This window comes from Limnohabitans sp. WS1, assembly GCF_003063265.1.
Lineage (GTDB): Bacteria > Pseudomonadota > Gammaproteobacteria > Burkholderiales > Burkholderiaceae_C > Limnohabitans_A.
In genome coordinates, this window is sequence record NZ_NERU01000008.1 from 115,054 (window position 1) to 137,324 (window position 22,271).

The 22,271-nt window shown below is 55.5% G+C and carries 23 protein-coding genes; 3 read left to right on the forward strand and 20 right to left on the reverse strand.

Annotated features, from left to right (window positions below; translation table 11 throughout):
• Positions 1-64: 64 nt before the first annotated feature.
• From B9Z48_RS11830 to B9Z48_RS11875, 10 genes are all read right to left on the reverse strand, one after another.
• Positions 65-667, reverse strand: coding sequence for a nucleoside triphosphate pyrophosphatase (locus B9Z48_RS11830; protein ID WP_108378610.1), 603 nt, complete (start codon positions 665-667; stop codon positions 65-67).
• A gap of 395 nt (positions 668-1,062) precedes the next feature.
• On the reverse strand, positions 1,063-2,334 hold the full coding sequence (locus tag B9Z48_RS11835; protein WP_146186275.1) for a GIY-YIG nuclease family protein: 1,272 nt from the start codon (positions 2,332-2,334) through the stop codon (positions 1,063-1,065).
• Positions 2,309-2,665 (reverse strand): hypothetical protein, encoded by a 357-nt coding sequence (locus tag B9Z48_RS11840; protein ID WP_158273251.1) that lies wholly within the window; start codon positions 2,663-2,665, stop codon positions 2,309-2,311. Before B9Z48_RS11840 ends, B9Z48_RS11835 begins: the two co-directional genes overlap by 26 nt.
• Before the next feature lie 572 nt (positions 2,666-3,237).
• A complete protein-coding gene (rlmH, locus tag B9Z48_RS11845; RefSeq protein WP_089962714.1) occupies positions 3,238-3,705 on the reverse strand; it encodes a 23S rRNA (pseudouridine(1915)-N(3))-methyltransferase RlmH in 468 nt (155 codons plus the stop codon).
• A 6-nt stretch (positions 3,706-3,711) separates the two neighbouring features.
• Complete coding sequence (gene rsfS, locus B9Z48_RS11850; protein ID WP_108378616.1) at positions 3,712-4,524, reverse strand: ribosome silencing factor; 813 nt, start codon at positions 4,522-4,524, stop codon at positions 3,712-3,714.
• The gene (gene nadD, locus B9Z48_RS11855) at positions 4,524-5,225 is read right to left on the reverse strand and encodes a nicotinate (nicotinamide) nucleotide adenylyltransferase (protein WP_233261098.1); all 702 of its coding nucleotides are present in this window, start codon (positions 5,223-5,225) and stop codon (positions 4,524-4,526) included. Before nadD ends, rsfS begins: the two co-directional genes overlap by 1 nt.
• Positions 5,222-6,142, reverse strand: coding sequence for an oxygen-dependent coproporphyrinogen oxidase (gene hemF, locus B9Z48_RS11860; RefSeq protein WP_108378620.1), 921 nt, complete (start codon positions 6,140-6,142; stop codon positions 5,222-5,224). The genes nadD and hemF overlap by 4 nt, the downstream gene beginning before the upstream one ends.
• Before the next feature lie 24 nt (positions 6,143-6,166).
• The gene (locus B9Z48_RS11865; RefSeq protein ID WP_233261099.1) at positions 6,167-6,808 is read right to left on the reverse strand and encodes a 1-acyl-sn-glycerol-3-phosphate acyltransferase; all 642 of its coding nucleotides are present in this window, start codon (positions 6,806-6,808) and stop codon (positions 6,167-6,169) included.
• An 18-nt stretch (positions 6,809-6,826) separates the two neighbouring features.
• The gene (gene purD / locus B9Z48_RS11870; RefSeq protein WP_108378624.1) at positions 6,827-8,116 is read right to left on the reverse strand and encodes a phosphoribosylamine--glycine ligase; all 1,290 of its coding nucleotides are present in this window, start codon (positions 8,114-8,116) and stop codon (positions 6,827-6,829) included.
• Between the two features lie 9 nt (positions 8,117-8,125).
• Positions 8,126-8,851: a YebC/PmpR family DNA-binding transcriptional regulator gene (locus tag B9Z48_RS11875; RefSeq protein ID WP_108378626.1), complete on the reverse strand. Its 726-nt coding sequence runs from the start codon at positions 8,849-8,851 to the stop codon at positions 8,126-8,128.
• Between the two features lie 71 nt (positions 8,852-8,922).
• On the opposite strand from B9Z48_RS11875, the gene B9Z48_RS11880 reads away from it, so the two are divergent.
• Positions 8,923-10,434: a helicase HerA-like C-terminal domain-containing protein gene (locus B9Z48_RS11880; RefSeq protein WP_108378628.1), complete on the forward strand. Its 1,512-nt coding sequence runs from the start codon at positions 8,923-8,925 to the stop codon at positions 10,432-10,434.
• A gap of 104 nt (positions 10,435-10,538) precedes the next feature.
• Here the strand turns inward: B9Z48_RS11880 and clpA are convergent, their stop codons facing one another.
• Positions 10,539-12,872, reverse strand: coding sequence for an ATP-dependent Clp protease ATP-binding subunit ClpA (gene clpA, locus B9Z48_RS11885; protein WP_089962728.1), 2,334 nt, complete (start codon positions 12,870-12,872; stop codon positions 10,539-10,541).
• A gap of 71 nt (positions 12,873-12,943) precedes the next feature.
• The gene (gene clpS, locus B9Z48_RS11890) at positions 12,944-13,303 is read right to left on the reverse strand and encodes an ATP-dependent Clp protease adapter ClpS (protein ID WP_089962731.1); all 360 of its coding nucleotides are present in this window, start codon (positions 13,301-13,303) and stop codon (positions 12,944-12,946) included.
• A gap of 156 nt (positions 13,304-13,459) precedes the next feature.
• Here clpS and B9Z48_RS11895 point away from each other — a divergent pair, with 156 nt between their 5' ends.
• Entirely contained in the window at positions 13,460-13,720 is a 261-nt protein-coding gene (locus B9Z48_RS11895) for a cold-shock protein (protein WP_108378630.1), read from the forward strand.
• 51 nt (positions 13,721-13,771) lie between these two features.
• Complete coding sequence (locus B9Z48_RS11900; RefSeq protein WP_108378632.1) at positions 13,772-14,296, forward strand: DUF192 domain-containing protein; 525 nt, start codon at positions 13,772-13,774, stop codon at positions 14,294-14,296.
• Positions 14,297-14,314: 18 nt separating this feature from the next.
• Here B9Z48_RS11900 and B9Z48_RS11905 read toward each other — a convergent pair whose 3' ends face one another.
• From B9Z48_RS11905 to thrS, 8 genes are all read right to left on the reverse strand, one after another.
• Complete coding sequence (locus B9Z48_RS11905; RefSeq protein ID WP_089962739.1) at positions 14,315-14,656, reverse strand: DUF1840 domain-containing protein; 342 nt, start codon at positions 14,654-14,656, stop codon at positions 14,315-14,317.
• A gap of 23 nt (positions 14,657-14,679) precedes the next feature.
• Positions 14,680-15,030, reverse strand: coding sequence for an integration host factor subunit alpha (locus B9Z48_RS11910; protein WP_089962742.1), 351 nt, complete (start codon positions 15,028-15,030; stop codon positions 14,680-14,682).
• Between the two features lie 30 nt (positions 15,031-15,060).
• Complete coding sequence (gene pheT / locus B9Z48_RS11915) at positions 15,061-17,490, reverse strand: phenylalanine--tRNA ligase subunit beta (RefSeq protein WP_108378634.1); 2,430 nt, start codon at positions 17,488-17,490, stop codon at positions 15,061-15,063.
• Positions 17,491-17,561: 71 nt separating this feature from the next.
• Entirely contained in the window at positions 17,562-18,599 is a 1,038-nt protein-coding gene (gene pheS, locus B9Z48_RS11920; protein WP_108378636.1) for a phenylalanine--tRNA ligase subunit alpha, read from the reverse strand.
• A 120-nt stretch (positions 18,600-18,719) separates the two neighbouring features.
• Entirely contained in the window at positions 18,720-19,082 is a 363-nt protein-coding gene (gene rplT / locus B9Z48_RS11925) for a 50S ribosomal protein L20 (protein WP_026036460.1), read from the reverse strand.
• Between the two features lie 25 nt (positions 19,083-19,107).
• Positions 19,108-19,311 (reverse strand): 50S ribosomal protein L35, encoded by a 204-nt coding sequence (rpmI, locus tag B9Z48_RS11930; RefSeq protein WP_019428895.1) that lies wholly within the window; start codon positions 19,309-19,311, stop codon positions 19,108-19,110.
• Positions 19,312-19,447: 136 nt separating this feature from the next.
• Positions 19,448-20,044: a translation initiation factor IF-3 gene (gene infC, locus B9Z48_RS11935; RefSeq protein ID WP_108378638.1), complete on the reverse strand. Its 597-nt coding sequence runs from the start codon at positions 20,042-20,044 to the stop codon at positions 19,448-19,450.
• Between the two features lie 86 nt (positions 20,045-20,130).
• Positions 20,131-22,050, reverse strand: a complete 1,920-nt coding sequence (gene thrS, locus B9Z48_RS11940) for a threonine--tRNA ligase (RefSeq protein WP_108378688.1) — start codon at positions 22,048-22,050, stop codon at positions 20,131-20,133.
• Positions 22,051-22,271: the final 221 nt, after the last annotated feature.

Sequence of the window (22,271 nt, forward strand, 5' to 3'; positions counted from 1 at the left end):
TCAAGGACATCCGTGAAACAGCGCACAACAGCACTTCGTCACAGGGCAACCGGTCATGAGTGCCTTAACAGCGCACACCCAGCGAGCGCAGCAAGGCGGCGGTCTCGAAAAGCGGCAAACCCATGATGCCTGAATAACTGCCCCGGATCTGCTCAATATGGGCAGCGGCCCTGCCTTGTACCCCGTAAGCCCCGGCTTTGCCCATGGGCTCGCCTGTCGCGACGTAGGCACGGATTTGCGCAGTGGTCATGGGCGCAAAGCGCACCCACGATTGGGACACCGTAGCCACCCGTTTGTGCCCTTTTTGTGCGGCAACGGCTGTCAAGACGCGATGGGTCTGGCCAGAGAGCATTTTCAGGATGCGCAGGGCATCGGCCTCATTCGCCGGTTTGCCCAAAATATCCCGCCCCAGGCACACGGTGGTGTCGGCGCAGAGCACGGGCGCAAGAGGCAGGCCCTGGCGCTTCATGCGCTGCACGGCGGCGTCGAGTTTGAGCCCGGTGACACGCGCCACATACCGTGCAGGCGCTTCCGCGCCGCGCACGTCTTCCAAAGACTCGGCGTCTTCATCGGGCCCGGCCAAAAGCAGCTGGTGGGCCACCCCAATTTGGTCGAGCAGCTGACTGCGCCGGGGGCTTTGGGAGGCGAGGTAGATGAAGTCGCTCATTCGCGGTGATTTTTGTAAAAATTTTTGATTCCAGCCAAGTCATTACATACTGGGTCTGCAGCAATAGAAGTCACTGACATAAATGGTTGGTGCTCCGAGCACGTAAGCGCTGATTTAATCATCAGCGGTCAACATGGATCAATGATCGCACACTGGCCATGACTTGCTCACGCTCACCGTTTGATCAATCGTTCGTATCCTTCTTTCCATCAACCTGATCTTCAAGCAATCGGTTGAGCCATCTAGAGCCGCCGTTCTCAAAGAACTGATCGCGGATTTGCTCTGTCTTGGGCCGCCAAGATAGGGGCTTGGGGCGCTCTGGTGCAACAGGTCTGCCGCGGGGGCGTTTTGTTTTGGCTTGAGTCATAGGGTGTTCACGTTCCTAATGATTCGATTTAGGCGAAGAATCTCGCCGCCGATGCGGTGATTCTGCTCAACACGCTTTGCGCTTGTGGGTGGGGCTCCAACACAGGGACGACGGGTTTTGTAGGGGTGTTCTGGCCCACGATGGTGCGATCCTTTTTGAAATACGATGCGCGATTCTCTTTGCTCGGGTCGCTGTTGCGCTCGACTCGCAACCATTCACGGAATTCGGGCGTCATGTAGCAGCCAGTGTCGTGGTCATACCCAGCGCCGATTAACAGCGCCGTCGTTGCGCTGAAATGCCAAGAGTCAGGCAGCCCCCACTCGCTTAATTCCTCATTTGTCAGCCCGACAAATCGGTGAATGTCACAGGCACGCAGTGTGACGATCTTTGCGGACTTATAAAAATTAAATAGGTCAGGCGCGTTGCTCTTGATAATCTTGACAGCTTCAATGCGGTCCATCCCCTCTGCGAGGAAATAAGCAGCTTCGTCGTGCATTGCAAGGTATTGCTTTTCCTCCTCAAGCTTGCGTTTCAAGAACTTGTTGTCGCTTTCTAATTTTTCCCGCAGTTCCTCGTACCTTTCGTGATCACGCAAGCGGTCATGAAAGTAGCCGTCGGCTGCTCTCTGCAACTCCTGTGCCAAATACTTAAATCGTTGCAGATCAATATCTAATGTGTCGCGTTCAGCTTTTAGCCCATCCCGCTCAACTCTAAGAGCGAGGTGCTTGTCGCCAATATCATTGCGCTGAGTCTCCACGGTCCAAAGTTCAGCTCTTAGGCTGTCGCGCTCTGCAGTCAATGAGGCAGCAATTTCAGCAAGGTTGTCTCGTTCAGCGGCCAATGCAGCAACACCAGCGGCCAAGGTTTTCCGTTCTTTATAGTCAGCAATCGCTTGGCTCAGGTAGATGTCAAGCTGATCAGGCGGCACAGCGAAAAACTCTTGACCACCAACCGATGCATTGGGGTTCTGGTTCGCAAACTCGTACACGCTCTGGGCTTTTTCCTCTTCGATGTGCGCATCATTGCTGTTTTCGACCTCATAGACATATGCAATATAGAGACGCAAAACGTGGCGAGTATCGCGGTTCCAAGCGGCGCAGCGGTCGGTCGGGTTGCCTGAGCCAATCTTGCAAGTGTTGGGATTTACATGCGATCCAAGCACGTACACGTAGTTGTTCCCGATGTAAATTGGATCAATGGGGGCCTGTGGCAAAATTTGCACAGGTGCCGGTGTATAACGTTGCGATACATAAACACGGTTTGTTCTTGCCATCTCAAAATCCCCCAAAGTGAGCGACAAAAGCGGCCCTCTGCTTGGCCGTGAAGTAGGCCCTAAAACTGCCGCCAATACGACCAATCGACTCGGGCTGCTGCAATACCTCTGACCAGTGCTCGGTGCCGTTTTTGTGGTTCTCGGTGCGTGTTGTCAGTGTGACTTGGTCCAGTTCCATGAAGAAGTCGAACTGCTCTTCCCGTGGCAATCCAATCATTGCCTCATAGCAATCAAGGCGACGCATCTTGTGGGCTCGCTGAACGAGCTTCATGTCGAAGTTTGATTCGATCAGAGCTTCTGCAGCTTCGCGGGTCTCAGCCACGACCATCCAGTTGTCGTCTATGGAGCGGTGCAGCAAGTCTTCGAAGCCTCCGTAAACGTCATAGCAGGTCAAGCCGCACGACTTTCGAAAAGCCTCCGAATGGTCAAGTGCTGAGTAGAAGATTTCCTTTCGGCGCTCAGCAGTGAGTTTAGTCTTTGTTGGCATTTAGGTCATTGAAAGTAATTATTAAATGTATCACTACAAATATTTTATGACCATTTATAGTGCAAAAAATAATTATTTAAATGTGCATTAGGTATAAAAATAAATGACATAACCTGATTTGAAAGCGGTGATTGGCAGCTCAATTGAGCGTCGCTTTCGGATATGACTGGACGTGTGGACTAGCAGATGGGTCTGCCAGTCGAGCCAAGCCTTGTGGCGAATAAATTCTCGGCGGGCAGAGTAGTTACAGGCGGAAGTTGTGTATGGGCGGATTCGATCTTGAAGTTGTAGCGGACGATTTGGTCGTCTTACGCGGGGAATTACTTATCTGCCCTTAAACATCACTTTTTGGTGGTAGCAAGCTACTCACCGAATCGAATCGAATCGAATCGCAAAGGCATCAGGCCACTTGTTGGAGGGGGCTTCAGCAGCATCCTCAAGGTTTATTCGCGGTGGTAGGGGTGGTTGGCGTTGATCGACCAAGCCCGGTAAAGCTGCTCGATCAAGAGCACCCGGGCCATGGCGTGGGGCAAAGTCATGTCTGACAAGCGAATGCGCTCGTGGGCCGCTTGGCGGAACTCGGGCTCCAGACCATCGGGACCACCAATGACCAAGGCCACATCATCACCACTGAGCTGCCAACTGGTCAGCCGTGTGGCCAGGGCTTGGGTGGTCAGGTGGGTGCCACGCTCGTCGAGCACCACAATGCGGGTGCCGCGCGGAATGGCGGCTTCAATGCGCTGGCGCTCGGCGGCGTACAAAGTCGGCAAGGTTTTGGAGCCCCGGGGCTCGGTTTTCACGGCCTTGAGCTCGACCTTGAGCTCAGGCGGAAAACGTTTGGCGTAGTCATCCCAGGCGGTTTGCGCCCAGTCGGGCACACGCTGGCCGACCGCAACGATCAGCAGCTTCATGCAGGATCAATCGGCTTTGCGACGGGTCGCAGCTTGCACGGCCTTGCGTGCTGGAGCCTTTTTGGCAGCCGGTTTGGCTGCCGATTTCGCCGCAGTCTTGGTTGCTGGCTTGCCGACTGTTTTCACGGTGGGCTTGCTGGTCTTGGCCGCTGCCTTGACGGCTGGCTTAACGGCTGTCTTTGCTGCACTTGGAGCGCTGGTTTTCGCCCCAGTCGTCTTCGCTGCAGTTTTGGATGAAGTTTTGGCAGCCGGCTTGGCGGCGGATTTGGCAGCAGGTTTACCCGCTTTGAGCGGCGCTTTCAAGGCAGGCTTGGCTTTGGTTGCGGTTTTGGTCGCAGCTTTGGTCGCGGTTTTGGGCGCAGCAGTTTTGGCTGTAGTGGTTTTGGCGCTGGCTTTTTTGGCCACCGAATTTTTGATGTGACCTTTGACCTCGGCTGTGGCCACCGGCTTGGGCGCACCGAACTTCAAGCGCACAGGGGTACCACCCCAGATCTCTTCCAGGTTGTAATAAGTTCTGATGGTGGGCTGCATGATGTGCACCACTGCTGGGCCGCAGTCCACAATGATCCATTCACCGTTGTCTTCACCTTCCATTCGGGGTTTGCCGAAACCGGCTTCGCGCACTTTGTCACGGACGCTGGCGGCCAACGCTTTGGTTTGGCGATTGGACGTGCCCGAGGCAATGATGACCCGCTCGAACAACGAGGACAAATGTTCGGTATCAAAAACTTGAATTTCTTGGGCCTTGACGTCCTCCAAGGCGTCCACGATGGCTCTTTGGAGTTTTTGAATGTCTTTTTTGGCTGCGATTTCGGTCATCAATGGGGCCTGTATAGGTGGTGTTCGTTTATGTAGCGCTCGACGGCGGGGCTTACCAGACCTGTGATGGTCTGCTCTGTGGCCGCCAGAACACGGATGGCCGTGGCACTGTGAGGCATGAGCGGCATGTCCAGAGAAAGAATGCGCGCTTGCAGCGTGTCAAAAAGACGGGTTGAAGGTGCGGGCTTTTGCGGGTCTTCACTCCACGCACGCACGGCCTTATCACGGCTTGCGGCACAGATTATAGCGATGCGCCCAATTTCATCGATTTGGTGCCATGAGGGCAAGGAGCGGCGCTGATCATCTCCGATCAATAAAAACAATTGCGCCCTTGGCCACTGGGTTTGCAGTTCATGCAAAGTGTCCACCGTGTAACTGGGCCCTGTCCGGCCAATTTCACGGTCATCGACCACCACGCGCGGTAAATGCGCGAACGCCAAACGCGTCATGGCCAAGCGGTGCACAGGCGGCGTCAAATCACGGGGTTTATGCCAAGCCTGCCCCGTTGGCAACACATGCACCAAGTCCAGCTGGAGCTGTTCAATGGCCGCTTCGACCAAAGCCACATGGGCTTGATGGGGGGGATCAAACGCACCACCAAAGACACCTGCTCGCTGAACACCTTCGGCCTTGGGCCAAGCGATCTGGGGGCTCAAGGCTTGAGGTTCAGGCTGGGGCTCCATGGGCAACAAAGGGGTCAAACCCAGTCCTTGGGCACGAGAAAGTGGCTGAGCAAGCGGGCTTCTGGTGTGCCAGGCTCGTCCTGACGCTGGTACGACCAACGCACCTCAGGGGGCATGGACAACAAAATCGATTCGGTGCGCCCACCGGACTGCAGTCCAAAATGGGTGCCCCGATCCCAGACCAGGTTGAACTCCACATAGCGACCACGGCGGTAAAGCTGGAAATCACGTTCACGTTCGCCGTAGGCCATGTCCTTGCGTCGGAGCACAATGGGCATATAAGCACTGAGCAAAGCGTTGCCGACGCTTTGCATCATGGCAAAGCTTTGTTCCATGCCCAGCTCGGAAAAATCGTCAAAGAAAATGCCACCCACGCCACGCTGCTCACGGCGGTGTTTGTTGCAAAAATAGTCGTCGCACCAAGTCTTGAAACGCGGGTGCAAAGCCTCGCCAAATGGGGACAATGCGTCTTTGCATGTTTGATGAAAATGCACGGCGTCTTCGTCAAAGCCATAGTAAGGCGTCAGATCCATGCCCCCCCCAAACCAGGCCACAGGAGCCCTGCCCTCAGGTTTGGCGGCAATCATTCGAACGTTCATGTGCACCGTGGGCACATAGGGATTGCGGGGATGGAACACCAAAGACACCCCCATGGCCTCAAATGCAGAACCCGCCAATTCGGGTCGGTGTTGTGTGGCCGAAGGCGGCAATTGCGGTCCAGTGACATGAGAAAAACCACAACCGGCCCGCTCAAAAATGGGGCCACCTTCCAAAATTTGGGTGATCCCGTTGCCCTGAAGTTTTTCGCCAGGATCTTTTTGCCAAACATCGGTCAAAAAAGGCGTGCCATCCAGATCAGTCAATGCCCCGGTGATGCGAGACTGCAGATCCATCAGGTATTTTTTGGCCGTGCCGAGTTCAAAACTTGTGCTCATGGTGTGTGAAGACTTTTAAAAAATTCAGGGATTTGCGACATTGACAGGGGGTGTCGTTTCTTCATTGGCAGGTGCTCGCCAAGGCGTGATGGGCCCCATTTGGTGCTCATGGTAGCCTTTAACACCCTCAAACACTCGGGCCATGTGGGTGTAATCAGGCTCAAGCTGGCCGGTCAAGTGGTAAAAATCCACCACGCTGAAGCAGCGCTGCCCCCAATCGAGCTTGACCAAGGCCAAAGGTACTTTGGCACCCAAGGCCAGCTGGTAAAAACCACTTCGCCAACCTGGGGTGAGACTGCGCGTGCCTTCTGGGGCCAAGGCCAACCAAAGAAGTTGTTCTTGTTGTTTGTGCTGCTCGAACACATGCACCATTTGTCCCACCACACCCTTGGGCGAACTGCGGTCGATGGGAATGCCCCCCACCCAACGCATCCAAGCCCCCAGCAGCGGAATTTTGAACAAAGAATCTTTGCCCCAAAAATGCGCTGGAATGCCCAAGGCCCATTTGGCGAGCATGCCTATTGGAAAATCCCAGTTGCTCGTGTGTGGATAAACAATGGCGACCCCCTGAAGCGCAGGAAACCCTTCAAAGTCCAAACGCCAACCCAGCAATTTCAAGACCCAACGGGCCAAACGAGAACCCCGAAATTGAACTGGATGGCGCATCGAATCAGGCATAAAAGATCAAACGCTGGAGGTTTTGATGGCTCGGTGACCAATGTCTCGGCGCATTTGCTGGCCATCAAAGGCGATCGGCAGGGCTGTTTGGTAAGCCTTTTGCTGAGCCAGCTTGACCGAATCGGCCAGCGCAGTGACACACAAGACGCGTCCTCCTGAGGTCAAAACTTGACCCTCGTGTTCTGACGTGCCCGCATGGAAAACCATGGCATCTTCACTGTCTTTGGGCAAGCCACTGATGGCATCACCTTTGCGCGGATGGAGCGGGTAGCCCTGTGCAGCCATGACCACACCCAAAGCCACACGGCGATCCCACTCCATTTCAAAGGTGTCAAGGCCCTGCGAGGTGGCCGCCAACAAGACTTCAAAGAAATCAGATTTCATGCGCATCAAAATGGGTTGGGTTTCTGGGTCACCCATGCGGCAATTGAATTCCAGCGTTTTGACACGGCCATCCGGAGTGATCATGAGTCCCGCATACAAAAAGCCGGTGTAGTTGATGCCTTCTTTGTCCATGCCACGAATGGTAGGCAAGATGACTTCACGCATGGCACGGGCATGAATCTCGGCGGTCACCACTGGCGCAGGCGAGTAAGCCCCCATGCCACCCGTATTGGGGCCTTGATCACCGTCGAGCAGGCGTTTGTGGTCTTGGCTGGTGGCCAGGGCTGCCACGTTTTTGCCATCACACAAGACCATGAAACTGGCCTCTTCACCCGTCAAAAACTCTTCGATCACCACCCTTGCCCCGCCGGCGTTGTGGGCCACACCCAAGGTGTTGTCCAGCAGCATGAAGTCAATCGCTTCATGGGCTTCGGCCAAGGTCATGGCCACGACCACCCCTTTACCAGCGGCCAAGCCGTCGGCTTTGACCACAATAGGCGCCCCCTTGCTGTCCACATAGGCATGGGCCAAGGCCGCGTCGGTAAAAGTTTCAAATTCGGCCGTAGGAATGCCATGCCGCTGCATGAAGGCCTTTGAAAAGGCCTTGGAACTTTCCAATTGAGCCGCTGCTTGTGTGGGGCCAAAAATGCGCAAGGCATGCGCCCGAAAATCATCCACGATGCCTGCTGCCAATGGCGCCTCTGGGCCGACCAGCGTCAAACCAATGCCTTGCTCAATCGCCCATTGGCGAAGTTGCTTGACGTCGGTGATCGGCACATTGATCAACTGACTGTCTTTGGCCGTCCCCCCATTGCCGGGTGCTACAAAGACTTGTTGGATTTTGGGCGACTGGGCCAATTTCCAAGCCATGGCGTGTTCACGCCCCCCTCCGCCGACGACCAATACTTTCATCAAACTTCCTTAATCTTCAAATTCCGCATTGTGGAAAACGTTTTGCACATCATCCAAGTCTTCCAATATATCCAATAATTTTTGCATTTTGGCAGCTTCTTCCCCAGACAAAGTGACGGCATTCTCTGGACGCATGGTCACCTCGGCCATGTCTGCCACCAGTCCGGCAGCTTCCAAGGCGTTTTTCACTGATTCAAAGTCTGCATAGGCGGTCAAAACTTCGATAGAACCTTCTTCGTCGGTGATCACATCCTCGGCTCCTGCCTCCAAAGCCACTTCCATGACTTTGTCTTCATTGGTGCCGGGGGCATAAATCAGCTGGCCGCAATGCTTGAACTGAAAAGCCACGGAGCCCTCGGTGCCCAAATTGCCCCCGTGCTTGTTCAAAGCGTGCCGCACCTCGGCCACGGTGCGCACCCGGTTGTCGGTCATGGTGTCCAAAATGATGGCCGCCCCGCCGATGCCATAACCTTCGTAACGGATCTCCTCGTAGCTCACGCCTTCCAGATTCCCCGTGGCTTTGTCCACGTTGCGCTTGATGGTGTCAGCCGGCATGTTGGCCGCTTTGGCTTTTTCGATGGCCAAGCGCAAACGGGGATTGGCGCTGACGTCACCGCCACCGGTTCGGGCTGCCACCATGATTTCGCGGACCACCCGGGTCCAGATACGCTGGCGTTTTTCGTCTTGACGCCCCTTGCGGTGCTGAATATTTGCCCATTTACTGTGGCCAGCCATCGGGAATTCCTTGAATGTTGATTTAATCTAGAGCTTGGATTTTACTTTTCACAAGCGGGAGATTTTTGAAAATGGCCGAACCCATGCTGATCGCACAAAACGCACAAGCCCAATGCCACCTGCTGCCCGGTCTGTCCAACCGTCACGGCCTGATCACAGGTGCAACCGGCACGGGCAAAACAGTGACACTGCAAACCCTTGCAGAGAATTTTTCTCGTTTGGGTGTTCCGGTGTTCATGGCCGACGTCAAGGGCGATCTGACAGGCATCAGCCAGCCAGGCAAGATCGGCGAGAAACTGACCGCCGTTCTCAAAGACCGAGGCATTCCCATCCCCACACCACAGGCATGCCCAACGGCTTTGTGGGACGTTTTTGGCGAAAGTGGTCACCCTGTACGCGCCACGATTTCTGACATGGGACCCCTCTTGTTGACCCGCATGCTGGGCCTCAACGACACGCAGTCTGGGGTGCTCAATTTGGTCTTCAAAATTGCCGATGACAACGGACTGTTGTTGTTGGACATGAAGGACTTGCGGGCCATGCTGCAGTTCGTGGGTGAAAACGCCAAGCAATTCACCACCGAATACGGCAACATCAGTGCCGCCAGCATCGGTGCCATTCAACGCGGTTTGCTGCAAATCGAAAGCCAAGGCGGCGACAAATTCTTTGGTGAGCCCATGCTCAACATCGAGGACTTCATGCAGACCGACGCGCAGGGTCTGGGGGTGGTGAACATCCTTTCGGCCGACAAACTCATGAACTCCCCACGGCTGTATGCCACCTTCTTGCTCTGGATGCTGTCGGAGTTGTTTGAAGTGTTGCCTGAAATTGGAGACCCGGAAAAACCCAAATTGGTGTTTTTCTTTGACGAAGCGCACTTGCTGTTCAAGGATGCTCCTGCGGCCCTGGTTGAACGCATTGAACTGGTGGTGCGCTTGGTACGCTCCAAAGGCGTCGGGGTGTATTTCGTCACACAAAACCCATTGGACATACCCGACAGCGTGCTGGGCCAACTGGGCAATCGGGTGCAACATGCTTTGCGTGCCTTCACACCCAGAGACCAAAAAGCGGTCGCCGCCACCGCGCAAACCATGCGCCCCAAATCCGGGCTGAACATTGAAGCCGCCATCACGGAGTTGGGTGTGGGCGAAGCATTGATCAGCCTGTTGGATGCCAAAGGACGCCCCACCGAGACTGAGCGTGTGTTTGTGATGCCCCCCGCCAGCCAATTGGGGCCCATTACCCCCGAACAACGCCAAATCCTGATCCAAAGCTCATTGGTGGCCGGTGTTTACGAGCAGGCACTGGACCGTGAATCTGCCTTTGAAAAAATCAAAGGTCAATCGGCCTCTGCCCCCAACACGGCTTCAACCCCAAACCCTGCCGCAGAAAAAGAGTCCGGAGGCTTCATGGGGGGCTTGTCAGACATCCTTTTTGGCAGCACAGGCCCACGAGGTGCTCAGCGCGATGGGGTTGCTCAGTTGGTGGTCAAAAGCGCGGTTCGAACCGTGGGCTCCGCCATTGGCCGAGAAATTGTCCGAGGCGTGCTCGGCGGGCTTTTGGGCGGCAGTCGTCGCAGATAAGACCTGTTTGGTTGGGCCGGTGTTCAGCAAACTCCACAAAAAAAGGCCCATCAGGGCCTTTTGGAGTGCATTGCAGGCCTGAAAGAACCAGGGCCTGAAAATGGTTAGCTCGCAGTCGCCTCTTCTGGCTCAGTGGGTTCCGACTTTGATGCACGGCCTTCCTTTTTGGGATGGGCAGAAATGTCCAAAAGAACCTCGTCTTTGGCGTCCATGTCCACCGTCAGACGTCCACCATCGGTCAGGCGACCAAACAGCAATTCATCGGCCAAAGCTTTGCGAATCGTGTCCTGAATCAAGCGCTGCATTGGGCGTGCACCCATCAAAGGATCGAAGCCTTTTTTGCCCAAGAACTTGCGCAAGGCATCGGTGAAGGTGACCTCGACTTTCTTCTCGGCCAACTGGGTCTCCAGTTGCAGCAAGAACTTGTCCACCACTCGCAAGATGATTTGTTCATCGAGCGGTTTGAAGCTGACCATGGCATCCAAGCGGTTGCGGAACTCAGGGGTAAACAAGCGCTTGATGTCGCCCATCTCATCCCCGGCCGCACGCGGATTGGTAAAGCCGATGGTGGCCTTGTTCATGGTCTCGGCCCCCGCGTTGGTGGTCATGATGATGATCACGTTGCGGAAGTCGGCCTTGCGCCCGTTGTTGTCCGTGAGCGTGCCGTGGTCCATGACCTGCAGCAGCACGTTGAAAATGTCCGGGTGGGCTTTTTCGATTTCATCGAGCAAGAGCACGCAGTGCGGCTTCTTGGTCACGGCTTCGGTCAACAGGCCGCCTTGGTCAAAGCCCACATAGCCGGGCGGCGCACCAATCAAGCGGCTCACGGCATGGCGTTCCATGTACTCAGACATGTCAAAGCGGATGAGCTCAATGCCCATGATGTAGGCCAATTGCTTGGCCGCTTCGGTCTTGCCAACGCCTGTAGGGCCGGAGAACAAGAATGATCCAATCGGTTTGTCGGTTTTGCCCAAGCCGGATCGAGCCATCTTGACGGCAGAAGCCAAGACCTCCAGGGCTTTGTCCTGCCCAAACACGACCGACTTGAGGTCACGTTCAATGGTCTGCAACTTGCTGCGGTCGTCGTTGGACACGTTGGCAGGGGGAATGCGAGCGATCTTGGCCACAATGTCCTCGATCTCGGCTTTGCCAATCGTCTTTTTGCGCTTGGATGCGACCAAAATGCGTTGAGCAGCGCCGGCCTCGTCGATCACATCAATCGCCTTGTCGGGCAACTGGCGGTCATTGATGAACTTGGCCGACAACTCGGCTGCGGCTTGCAAGGCGGCAACGGTGTACTTGACACTGTGATGGTCTTCAAAACGACTCTTGAGGCCCTTGAGAATATCCACGGTCTCTGAGACCGTGGGCTCGACCACATCCACCTTTTGAAAGCGACGTGACAGAGCTGCGTCTTTTTCAAAAATGCCACGGTACTCGGTGAAGGTGGTGGCTCCGATGCATTTGAGCTGGCCACTTGAGAGTGCAGGCTTGAGCAAGTTGGACGCATCCAGTGTCCCCCCCGATGCGGCACCTGCACCAATCAAGGTGTGAATTTCGTCAATGAAAAGGATGGCATGTGGCTTGTCCTTGAGCGACTTGAGCACACCCTTGAGGCGTTGCTCGAAGTCGCCGCGGTATTTGGTGCCCGCGAGCAATGCGCCCATGTCCAGCGAGTACACCTGGGCTTCGGCCAGAATTTCAGGCACAGTCCCTTGGGTGATGCGCCAAGCCAAGCCTTCGGCAATGGCTGTTTTTCCCACACCGGCTTCGCCCACCAAAAGGGGGTTGTTTTTGCGACGGCGGCACAAAATTTGAATGGTGCGCTCCACCTCGTACTCTCGACCAATCAAAGGGTCGATTTTTCCCTCTTTGGCCGCTTGGTTCAGGTTGTTGGTGTATTGCTCGAGTGGCGAGGCTTTCTCGTTCCTCTCACCACCCGTGGATTCTTCAGCCTCTGAATTGGAAGGGGCATCCGATTTGGCCGCCTCCGGCGGATCGGTCTTGCGAATACCGTGGGCAATGAAGTTGACCACATCCAAACGGGTGATGCCTTGCTGGTGCAAGTAATACACCGCATGAGAATCTTTTTCCCCAAAGATGGCCACCAGGACATTGGCTCCGGTGACTTCTTTTTTGCCATTGCCGGTCGATTGCACATGCATGATGGCACGTTGAATGACCCGCTGAAAACCGAGCGTGGGCTGGGTATCCACCTCCTCGGTTCCGGCCACTTGAGGGGTGTTGTCCTTGATGAAATTGCTCAATGCCTTGCGCAAGTCATCAATATTGGCGGCACAGGCACGCAAAACTTCTGCTGCGCTGGGGTTGTCGAGCAATGCCAACAACAAGTGTTCGACCGTGATGAATTCGTGGCGTTGCTGCCGAGCCTCAACGAAGGCCATGTGCAGACTGACTTCCAATTCTTGGGCAATCATGTGATTTCCTTATGCCTTGCTGAGAGATTGATTGGGGAGTGATAAAGATGAGATATGGGGAACATGCCCATTTATTCAATGGGCTCGCTGACGCATTGCAGGGGGTGACCTGCATGTTTGGCAGCTTCAAGAACTTGATCGACTTTGGTGGCTGCCACATCGCGTGAGTAAACCCCACAGATGCCTTTTCCATCCAAATGGATTTTGAGCATGATCTGAGTAGCGGCTTCGCGATCCTTGCTGAAAAACTCTTGGATCACCATCACCACAAACTCCATGGGCGTGTAGTCGTCGTTGAGCATCGCCACCTGATACATCTGGGGCGGTTCAATTTTTTGTGCGCGTCGCTCAAGCACCACAGAATCACCACCATCGGGTGCTCTGGGCGTCAAGGTCGGCAGCGTGGGGTTCACATTTTTTTTCGTTGCCATGAATTCATTCTATCGATGCTTTCAAGTCCTTTAGGGTCAAGGCTTGAAAAGTCTTGTCAAGGCATGCCCCAAGTACAGCCCCGGGAAAACCTTACATTGACAAAACTGGTGGTAATTACTCAAACTGACACCCATAAAAACACAAGGAGACATCGCATGCCTACAGGCACGGTCAAATGGTTCAACGATGCCAAAGGTTTTGGCTTTATCCAACCCGACGGGGGTGGGCCCGATGCTTTTGCTCATTTTTCAGCCATTCAGGCCGATGGATTCAAAAGTCTGAAAGAAGGTGCGAGGGTCAGATTTTCGCTGACAGAAGGTGCCAAAGGCATGATGGCCACGGACATCCAAACCGACACCCCCTCTGATCCACCTGCCAACATTGCAAATATAGAGAGTCCAGACACACAGACCTGACTGCTTTATGCTCTGTGTTTGGTCAACAACGGCCAGTCACATTGATCCACCATGAAGTTCATCTCCTTGTTTGCTCCAGTTTTGGCGTGCTTGCAACGTCAATGGCCTCTCAAACATCATTTCAAGCCCCTGCGCCGAGGCTCAACGGTTCTTTTGCTGGGCACAGCGCTGTCCTTGAACGCCTTGTCGCAGCAAGCTCCACAACTGCAGTTGCCCCGAACCAAGCTCAACGCAGGCATGCACATGCTCGATGTTCAGTTGGCACAGACACCCGAACAACGTCAAATTGGCCTGATGTGGCGCAAGGAAATGCCCCAGCATGAGGGCATGCTCTTTGTCTTTGAACAAGCTGCAACCCAATGCTTTTGGATGCGCAACACACTGATCCCGCTGTCTGCAGCCTTTTTGGCCGATGACGGGACCATCGTGAACATCGCGGACATGAAACCTCAAAGCGAGGATTCGCACTGCTCAGAAAAACCCGTCCGCTTTGTCCTGGAAATGAACGTGGGCTGGTTTGCCAAGCGTCAACTCAAAGCCGGCTACCAACTGGGCGGCACCGTTTTCAAGCGCTGAGCAAGGTGTTTTTGAGCCTCAAACGCCCCACATCAAATCGGCATTGTCGGTCACACACCGTTTGAGCATTTGAAGCATTGGGGCCGCACGTTGACTGAACTGCACAGTCTGCAAAAAATCACCCTCTTCTGGATTCTCCAGATCCGCACTGGTGGCCCGAAGATGTGCTTTGGAACGCTCGTCCTTGGCCGACTCCTGCGCCAAAGCTGACTCAAGTTTGGCAATGGTGGCAGGCAGGTCTTTTGCCAAGACTATGCCCTTGACCGGATCATCGCCCAACATCATTTTGAGCAAAACCCGTGCGTCAGGCTCCAACATGATGAGATCACTGGTGGCTTTGGATTTGAACTTGAACAACATGGCAGACTCCGGTAGGTGGAAATTCAGCGCCCTACCGTCTCCACACCTTCGTCGTCAACGGCATCGCCCTGAATCAAGGCCTTGAGTTTATGGCTGGCATGGAAGGTCGCGACACGACGTGCATCAATAGGAATCAATTCTCCTGTGCGTGGATTGCGCCCTGGCCGCGCCGCTTTGGTGCGGATTTGAAAATTGCCAAAGCCAGAAATCTTGACATCGTCACCCGAAATCAGGCTGTCCACCATCAGATCAAAAAAAGCATCGACCATGTCTTTGGACTCGCGCTTGTTCAAACCGATTTGTTCAAACAACAAATCAGACAGCTGAGCCTTGGTCAAGGCGGGCGTTTCCAATGTTTCAAAACTGATTTGCATGACCGCGTTCCGAATAGGTATGAAGGCGCATCAGCTGCGCAGCCGAGCTGACAAGTCTGAGCCCAACTGTGCCATCACGGCTTGCATCACCGTGTCAATTTGAACGTCGGTCAAGGTGGACTCCTCACTGAGCAAGCTCAAACGCACCGCCAAGCTCTTCTCGCCTGCCGCCAAGCCGCCTGTCGATTCGGCCTTGGGACGGTAAATGTCAAACAGCACCGCATCGCGCAGCAAACCCTGTGTGGGTGCCGCATGGATGGCCGCCATCAATTGGCCGTGCGTGACCTGTTCATTCACGATGACCGCGATGTCGCGCTCCACTGCCTGGTGTTTGGCCACCGCTTGCGCCACTGGCACTTGACGGGCGATGATGGCATCCAGCGACAACTCAAACACCACAGGCGCACTGCTCAGCTCCCAAGCCTGTCGCCAGCGGGGGTGTAACTCACCCGCATGGCCAATCATCACGCCTTCAAGCCACACCTGGGCCGAGCGGCCCGGGTGCATGGCGGGGTGTTCAGCGGCCACAAACTCCGCCTTGCGCGGGGCCAGCAGCTTCTCCACATCGGACTTGACGTCGTAAAAATCGACATTGCGGGACTTGCCCTGCCAACCCAAAGGCTCCACTGGGCCCCAGGCCATGCCGGCCACGCGCATGGGCTGCTCGAACCCCTGCACGGTAGTGTCGGTGCTTTGAACGGTGTCATTGCGCAAAAACACGCGCCCCAGCTCGAACACACGCACGCGGTCAGCTTTGCGGTCGGCGTTGAACTTGACCACCTGCAGCAGCGAGCCGATCAGGCTCGAGCGCATCACGCTCATCTGGCTGGCGATGGGGTTGAGCAGGCGGATCGGGCTGGCATTGCCCGCCAAGTCTTTTTCCCACGCTTCTTCGACAAAGCTGTAGTTGATGGTTTCCTGGTAACCCAAAGCGGCAATGGCGCGGCGCACGGCGGACGGGCTGCGCTCGGTTTCTGGTCGCACTTTGGCGGTGATGGGGGCCAGAGGTGGGTTGGTCGGCAGGTTGTTGTAGCCCACCATGCGGGCCACTTCTTCAATCAGGTCTTCTTCGATTTGCAGGTCAAAACGGAAGCTCGGTGGAGTCACGGTGACGGTGCCCTCGCCTTCAGCCACTTGCAGACCCAGACTCCGCAAGGCGTCGGCGCATTGCTGCTGCGTTAAAGGCATGCCAATCACCTTGACCGCACGGGCCACGCGCAGCGTGACGGGAGTGATCGCTGGAATGTTCAAGGTCTGGTCGTCGATGGGGCCAACCTTCGTCTCTGGCGTGCCGCAAATGTCGAGCACCAGTTGGGTGATGCGCTCGATGTGCTCCACCGTCAGCTGCGGGTCCACACCACGCTCAAAACGGTGACCGGCATCGGTCGAGAAGTTGAAGCGGCGCGAACGGCCAGCAATCGAGGTAGGCCACCAGAAAGCGGCTTCAATGTAGATGTTTTGCGTGTCGTCAGACACGGCAGTCGCGTCGCCACCCATGATGCCGGCCAGCGATTCGACTTGGCTGTCGTCGGCGATCACGCCCACCTTCTCGTCCACGGTCACGGTGTTGCCGTTGAGCAGCTTGAGCGTTTCACCGGGCTGGCCCCAGCGCACCTGCAAGCCGCCCTGGATCTTGTCGAGGTCAAAAATGTGCGAGGGGCGGCCGAACTCGAACATCACGTAGTTGGAGATGTCCACCAGCGGGCTCACGCTGCGCTGGCCACAACGGGCCAGGCGGTCCACCATCCACTGCGGGGTCTGCGCCTTCGTGTTCACGCCCTTGACCACGCGGCCGCTGAAGCGACCACACAGGTCGGGGGCCTGCACCTGCACCGCCAGCTTGTCGCTGGTCTGCGTGGCCACTGCCGGGAAAGTCGGGACCCTCAAAGGGGCACCGGTCAGGGCTGACACTTCACGGGCGATGCCGTACACGCTCAGGCAATGCGCCAAGTTAGGCGTGAGCTTGAGCGTCATCAGGGTGTCGTCCAGATTCAAATACTGGCGAATGTCCTGGCCCAGAGGCGCGTCTGCGGGCAACTCCAGCAAACCGCCATTGTCATCGGCGATCTTCAGTTCTTTGGCTGAACACAACATGCCTTGGCTTTCCACACCACGCAGCTTGCCCACCTTGATGACGAATGGTTTGCCGTCTTCACCCGGAGGCAATTCGGCCCCGACCATGGCGCAAGGCACGCGGATGCCCACCCGGGCGTTGGGTGCACCACAAACGATGTTGAGCAGAGCGCCCTGCCCCACATCCACCTGGCACACGCGCAGGCGATCGGCGTTGGGGTGCTGCACGGCTTCCTTGATTTCACCGACCACGATCTTCGTGAACGGCGGGGCCACGGGCTCGAGTTCTTCCACTTCAAGGCCGGCCATGGTCAAGGTTTCAGCCAGTTGCTGGGTCGTCAGGGACGGGTTGCAGAACTCGCGCAACCAGGATTCAGGAAATTGCATGTGCAGAACTCACTTCGTTTTGCTGCACGGCACACGCCGCGCAGCAGCATTCGGGAATATCAGGAGAGGGATTACTGAAATTGGCTCAGGAAACGCACATCGCCGTCGAAGAACAAGCGCAGGTCGTTCACGCCGTAGCGCAGCATGGTGAAACGGTCCATGCCCATGCCGAAGGCAAAGCCGATGAAGCGCTCGGGGTCCAAGCCCATGTTGCGCACCACGTTCGGGTGCACCTGGCCGGAACCGCCCACTTCAAGCCAGCGACCTGCCAGCGGGCCACTTTGAAACTGGATGTCGATCTCGGCACTCGGTTCGGTGAAGGGGAAAAAGCTGGGACGGAAACGCAGCACCAGATCGTCGCTTTCGAAGAAGGTGCGGCAGAAATCGGTGACCACCACCTTCAAATCCTTGAAGCTCACGTTCTCGCCGATCCACAGGCCTTCGCACTGGTGAAACATGGGTGAGTGGGTGGCGTCGCTGTCCACACGGTAAGTGCGGCCTGGCGCGATGACGCGGATCTCGGGCATGCCTTGACCCGCGTCGAGCTGGTTTGTGTAGCGCTTGACGTGCTGCACCGCATGGCGAATCTGCATGGGGCTCGTGTGCGTGCGCAGCAAATGACCGCCTTCCACATAGAAGGTATCGTGCATGGAGCGCGCTGGGTGGTCTTCGGGCGTGTTCAGCGCGGTGAAGTTGAACCAGTCGGTCTCGATCTCAGGGCCTTGGGCCACTTCAAAGCCCATGGAGCCAAAGATTTGCTCGACACGCTCGAGCGTCAGCGATACGGGGTGCAAACCGCCAAGGTTTGCACTGCGCCCCGGCAAAGTCACATCGAGGGCTTCGGCTTTGAGTTGCGCTTGCAGCTCTGCGTCGGCCAGCGCTTGGCGACGATCGTTCAGCGCGGCCTCAATGGCCTGCTTGGCCAGGTTGATGGCCGCACCACGGGTTTTCTTGTCTTCCACGCTCAGAGCGGCCATGCCCTTCATCAGCTCGGTGATGCGACCGGCTTTGCCCAGAAATTGGGCTTTGGCGTTTTCGAGGTCTGCAGGTGTCAGTGCCTGCTCAAAACTCTGGCGTGCGGATTCAACCAGGGTGTCCAGCTCGTTCATGGTGTGGGAGATCGGGGATCTGAGTAAAAAGGAATAAAAAAGGGATTGAAGCTTTTGCGAGCCTCAATCCCTTTGATCGAGTGCGTGGCACAGGCCCAAGGGCCCATGTCACTCATGGACTCAAGCTGCGGCCAGTTTGGCTTTGACTTGGTTCACGATGCCAGCAAAAGCGGCCTTGTCGTGCACAGCGATGTCCGCCAGCATCTTACGGTCGATTTCGATGGCAGCCTTCTTCAGGCCGTTGGCGAACTGGCTGTAGGTCAGACCGCATTCACGCGCAGCGGCGTTGATACGGGCAATCCACAACTGACGGAACACACGCTTTTTGGTGCGGCGGTCACGGTAGGCGTACTGGCCAGCCTTCATCACCGCCTGTTTGGCGATGCGGAAGACATTACCGCGGCGACCGCGGAAACCTTTTGCAAGGGCCAAAACTTTCTTGTGACGGGCGCGTGCCGTTACACCACGTTTAACGCGAGGCATATTTATTCTCCTTGTTCGTCAGTAATTACAGGCCAGCCATGGGCAGCATCTGAGCGATGTGACCCATATTGGTCTCATGCACAGCCACTGCACCGCGAAGGTGACGCTTGTTTTTGGTGGTCTTCTTGGTCAGGATGTGACGTTTGAAGGCTTGGCCGCGTTTAACGGTTCCACCGGGACGAACACGGAAGCGCTTTTTAGCGCTGCTTTTGGTCTTCATCTTGGGCATGTCAATGCTCCTTTAATTGTGCTCGTGAGGCGTCTGCAAAATCTTTGCAGCCTTGTTGGCCCCGAGCCACTTTTAACAAAAGCCACCCGAAGGTGACCTTCGACCCGACCAACCCGAAGGCCGGTCAAATTCTTTTTTACGCCGACTCAGCAGAAGCTGCCGCATCTGCTGGTTTGCCGCTGGTCGGTTTTTTGCGACCCGGTGCAATCATCATGATCATCTGGCGGCCTTCCAACTTTGGAAACTGCTCCACGATGATGGAGTCGGCCAACTCATCACGAATCCGGTTCAGCAAAGCCATACCCAGTTCTTGGTGGGTGATTTCGCGGCCACGGAAACGCAAAGTGATCTTGCATTTGTCACCATCGGCCAAAAACCGGCGGATGTTGCGCATTTTGATGTTGTAGTCACCATCGTCTGTACCTGGACGGAACTTGACTTCTTTGATGTCAATGACCGTTTGCTTGGCTTTGGCTTCTGCCGCTCGCTTTTGCTCTTGGTACTTGAACTTACCGTAGTCCATCAAGCGACAGACAGGCGGATTGGCAGTGGCGGCAATTTCAACCAGGTCCACATCCATTTCACCCGCAAGTCGCAAGGCTTCACCCAAAGACAAAATGCCCATGGGTTCATTTTCAGGGCCGGAAACACGAACCTCTGGGGCCATGATTTCACGGTTCAAACGGTGTTTACGTTCTTCGCGGTGGCGACGATCACGAAATTCGGTAGCGATGACTCAATCCTTTACGGAACAAAACTGCAACATGCAGCCCATCCATCTTTGTGCCCACGGGCCAAAGCTTGCGGCGAAACTCACCTTCAGGCTTTAGAAGCGATGTCAGCTGCAATGTGTTCAATGAACGCATCGATCGACATCACACCGAGGTCTTTGTTGCCTCGGGCGCGCACTGCGACGGTACCTGCTGCCTTTTCTTTGTCACCTGCGACAAGGATATAGGGCAGCTTTTGCAACGAATGCTCACGTATTTTATACGTGATTTTCTCGTTACGCAGGTCCAATTCGACCCTAAGGCCTTGATTTGACACTGACTTTTGCAGTTTTGCAGCTATTTCGCGACAGTAATCAGACTGTGCATCCGTGATATTGAGCACCGACACTTGAATGGGGGCCAACCAAGTGGGCAAGGCACCGGCATGCTGTTCGACCAAAATACCAATGAATCGCTCCATGCTGCCCACAATGGCACGGTGCAAAATCACAGGCCGCTGACGCGTACCGTCTTCGGCCACGTATTCGGCATCCAGACGCTCGGACAAATTGAAGTCCACTTGAATCGTGCCGCACTGCCATTCCCGGCCAATCGCATCTTTCAGGGTGTATTCGATCTTGGGGCCATAAAAAGCACCATCGCCCTCTGAAATGACAAAATCGCAACCCGAATGGCGCAAGCTGTCCATCAGGGCTTTTTCGGCCTTGTCCCACAACTCGTCGGAGCCAATGCGAGCGGCAGGACGCGTAGACACCTTGTACAAAATGTCGGTGAAACCGAAATCGGCGTAGACATTTTTGAGGACCTTGGTGAAGGTGTCGCACTCTGGCAGGATTTGGTCTTCGGTGCAAAAGATGTGGCCGTCGTCTTGGGTGAAGCCACGCACACGCATGATGCCGTGCAAGCCGCCAGACGGTTCATTGCGGTGGCATTGGCCAAACTCGCCGTAACGCAAAGGCAAATCACGGTAGCTCTTGATGCCTTGCTTGAAGATCAGGATGTGACCCGGGCAGTTCATGGGCTTCAAAGCGTAATCGCGCTTCTCGGACTCGGTCGTGAACATGTTGTCGCGGTACTTGTCCCAGTGACCAGTTTTTTCCCACAGCGATTTGTCCAAAATCTGGGGGCCTTTGACCTCATGGTAACCACTGTCACGGTAAACCTGTCGCATGTACTGCTCCACGGTTTGCCAAACGGTCCAGCCTTTGGGGTGCCAGAACACCAAGCCAGGGGCATGCTCGTCAATGTGGAACAAATCCAACTCGCGCCCGAGTTTGCGGTGGTCACGCTTTTCGGCTTCTTCAAGACGGGTCAGGTACAGCTGCAAGTCCTCCTTGCTGGCCCAAGCCGTACCGTAAACGCGTTGCAGCATTTCGTTTTTGCTGTCACCGCGCCAATAGGCTCCGGCCACTTTCATGAGTTTGAAGTGTTTGAGCTTGCCTGTGCTGGGGACGTGCGGGCCACGGCACAGGTCTTCAAAAGCACCTTCGCGGTACAAACTCACTTCTTGGTCAGCAGGGATGCTGCCAATGATTTCGGCTTTGTAGTGCTCGCCCATGGCTTTGAAATGCGCCACAGCCTCATCGCGAGGCAAAACACGGCGCACCACTGGCTCGTCCTTGTTGGCCAACTCGGTCATACGCTTTTCAATGGCCACCAAGTCCTCAGGCGTGAAGGATCGGCTGTACGAAAAGTCGTAATAAAAGCCGTTGTCGATGACAGGTCCGATGGTGACTTGAGCCTCAGGAAACAAATCTTTGACGGCGTAAGCCAACAAGTGTGCCGTTGAGTGGCGAATCAGCTCCAAACCTTCGGGGTCTTTGGCGGTGACGATGGCCAAGTTGGCATTGGCCGACATGCTGAAACTGGTGTCCACCAGTTGGCCATTGACTTTGCCGCCCAAAGCTGCTTTGGCCAAGCCAGCGCCAATAGAGGAAGCGACTTCGGCTACGGTGACCGGGCCTGGAAACTCGCGCAATGAACCGTCGGGAAGCGTGATCTGAACCATGAAATTCAATACAAAAAGCCGGACATTAACCGTGCTGGATTAAAAAAGTAATCAAAGCCGATTTTCCCACAAAAACACCGTCGAAATTTGAACCACCACCAAGGTGCCCTTACCCGAGCCACCGCCCCCGAACAGCCAAAAACACCGGACAAACACCAAGGATTTCGTCAGCTAGCTGTGGGCATGCTTGGTTTAAGATAGTGGTCTCACTTTTCATCCTG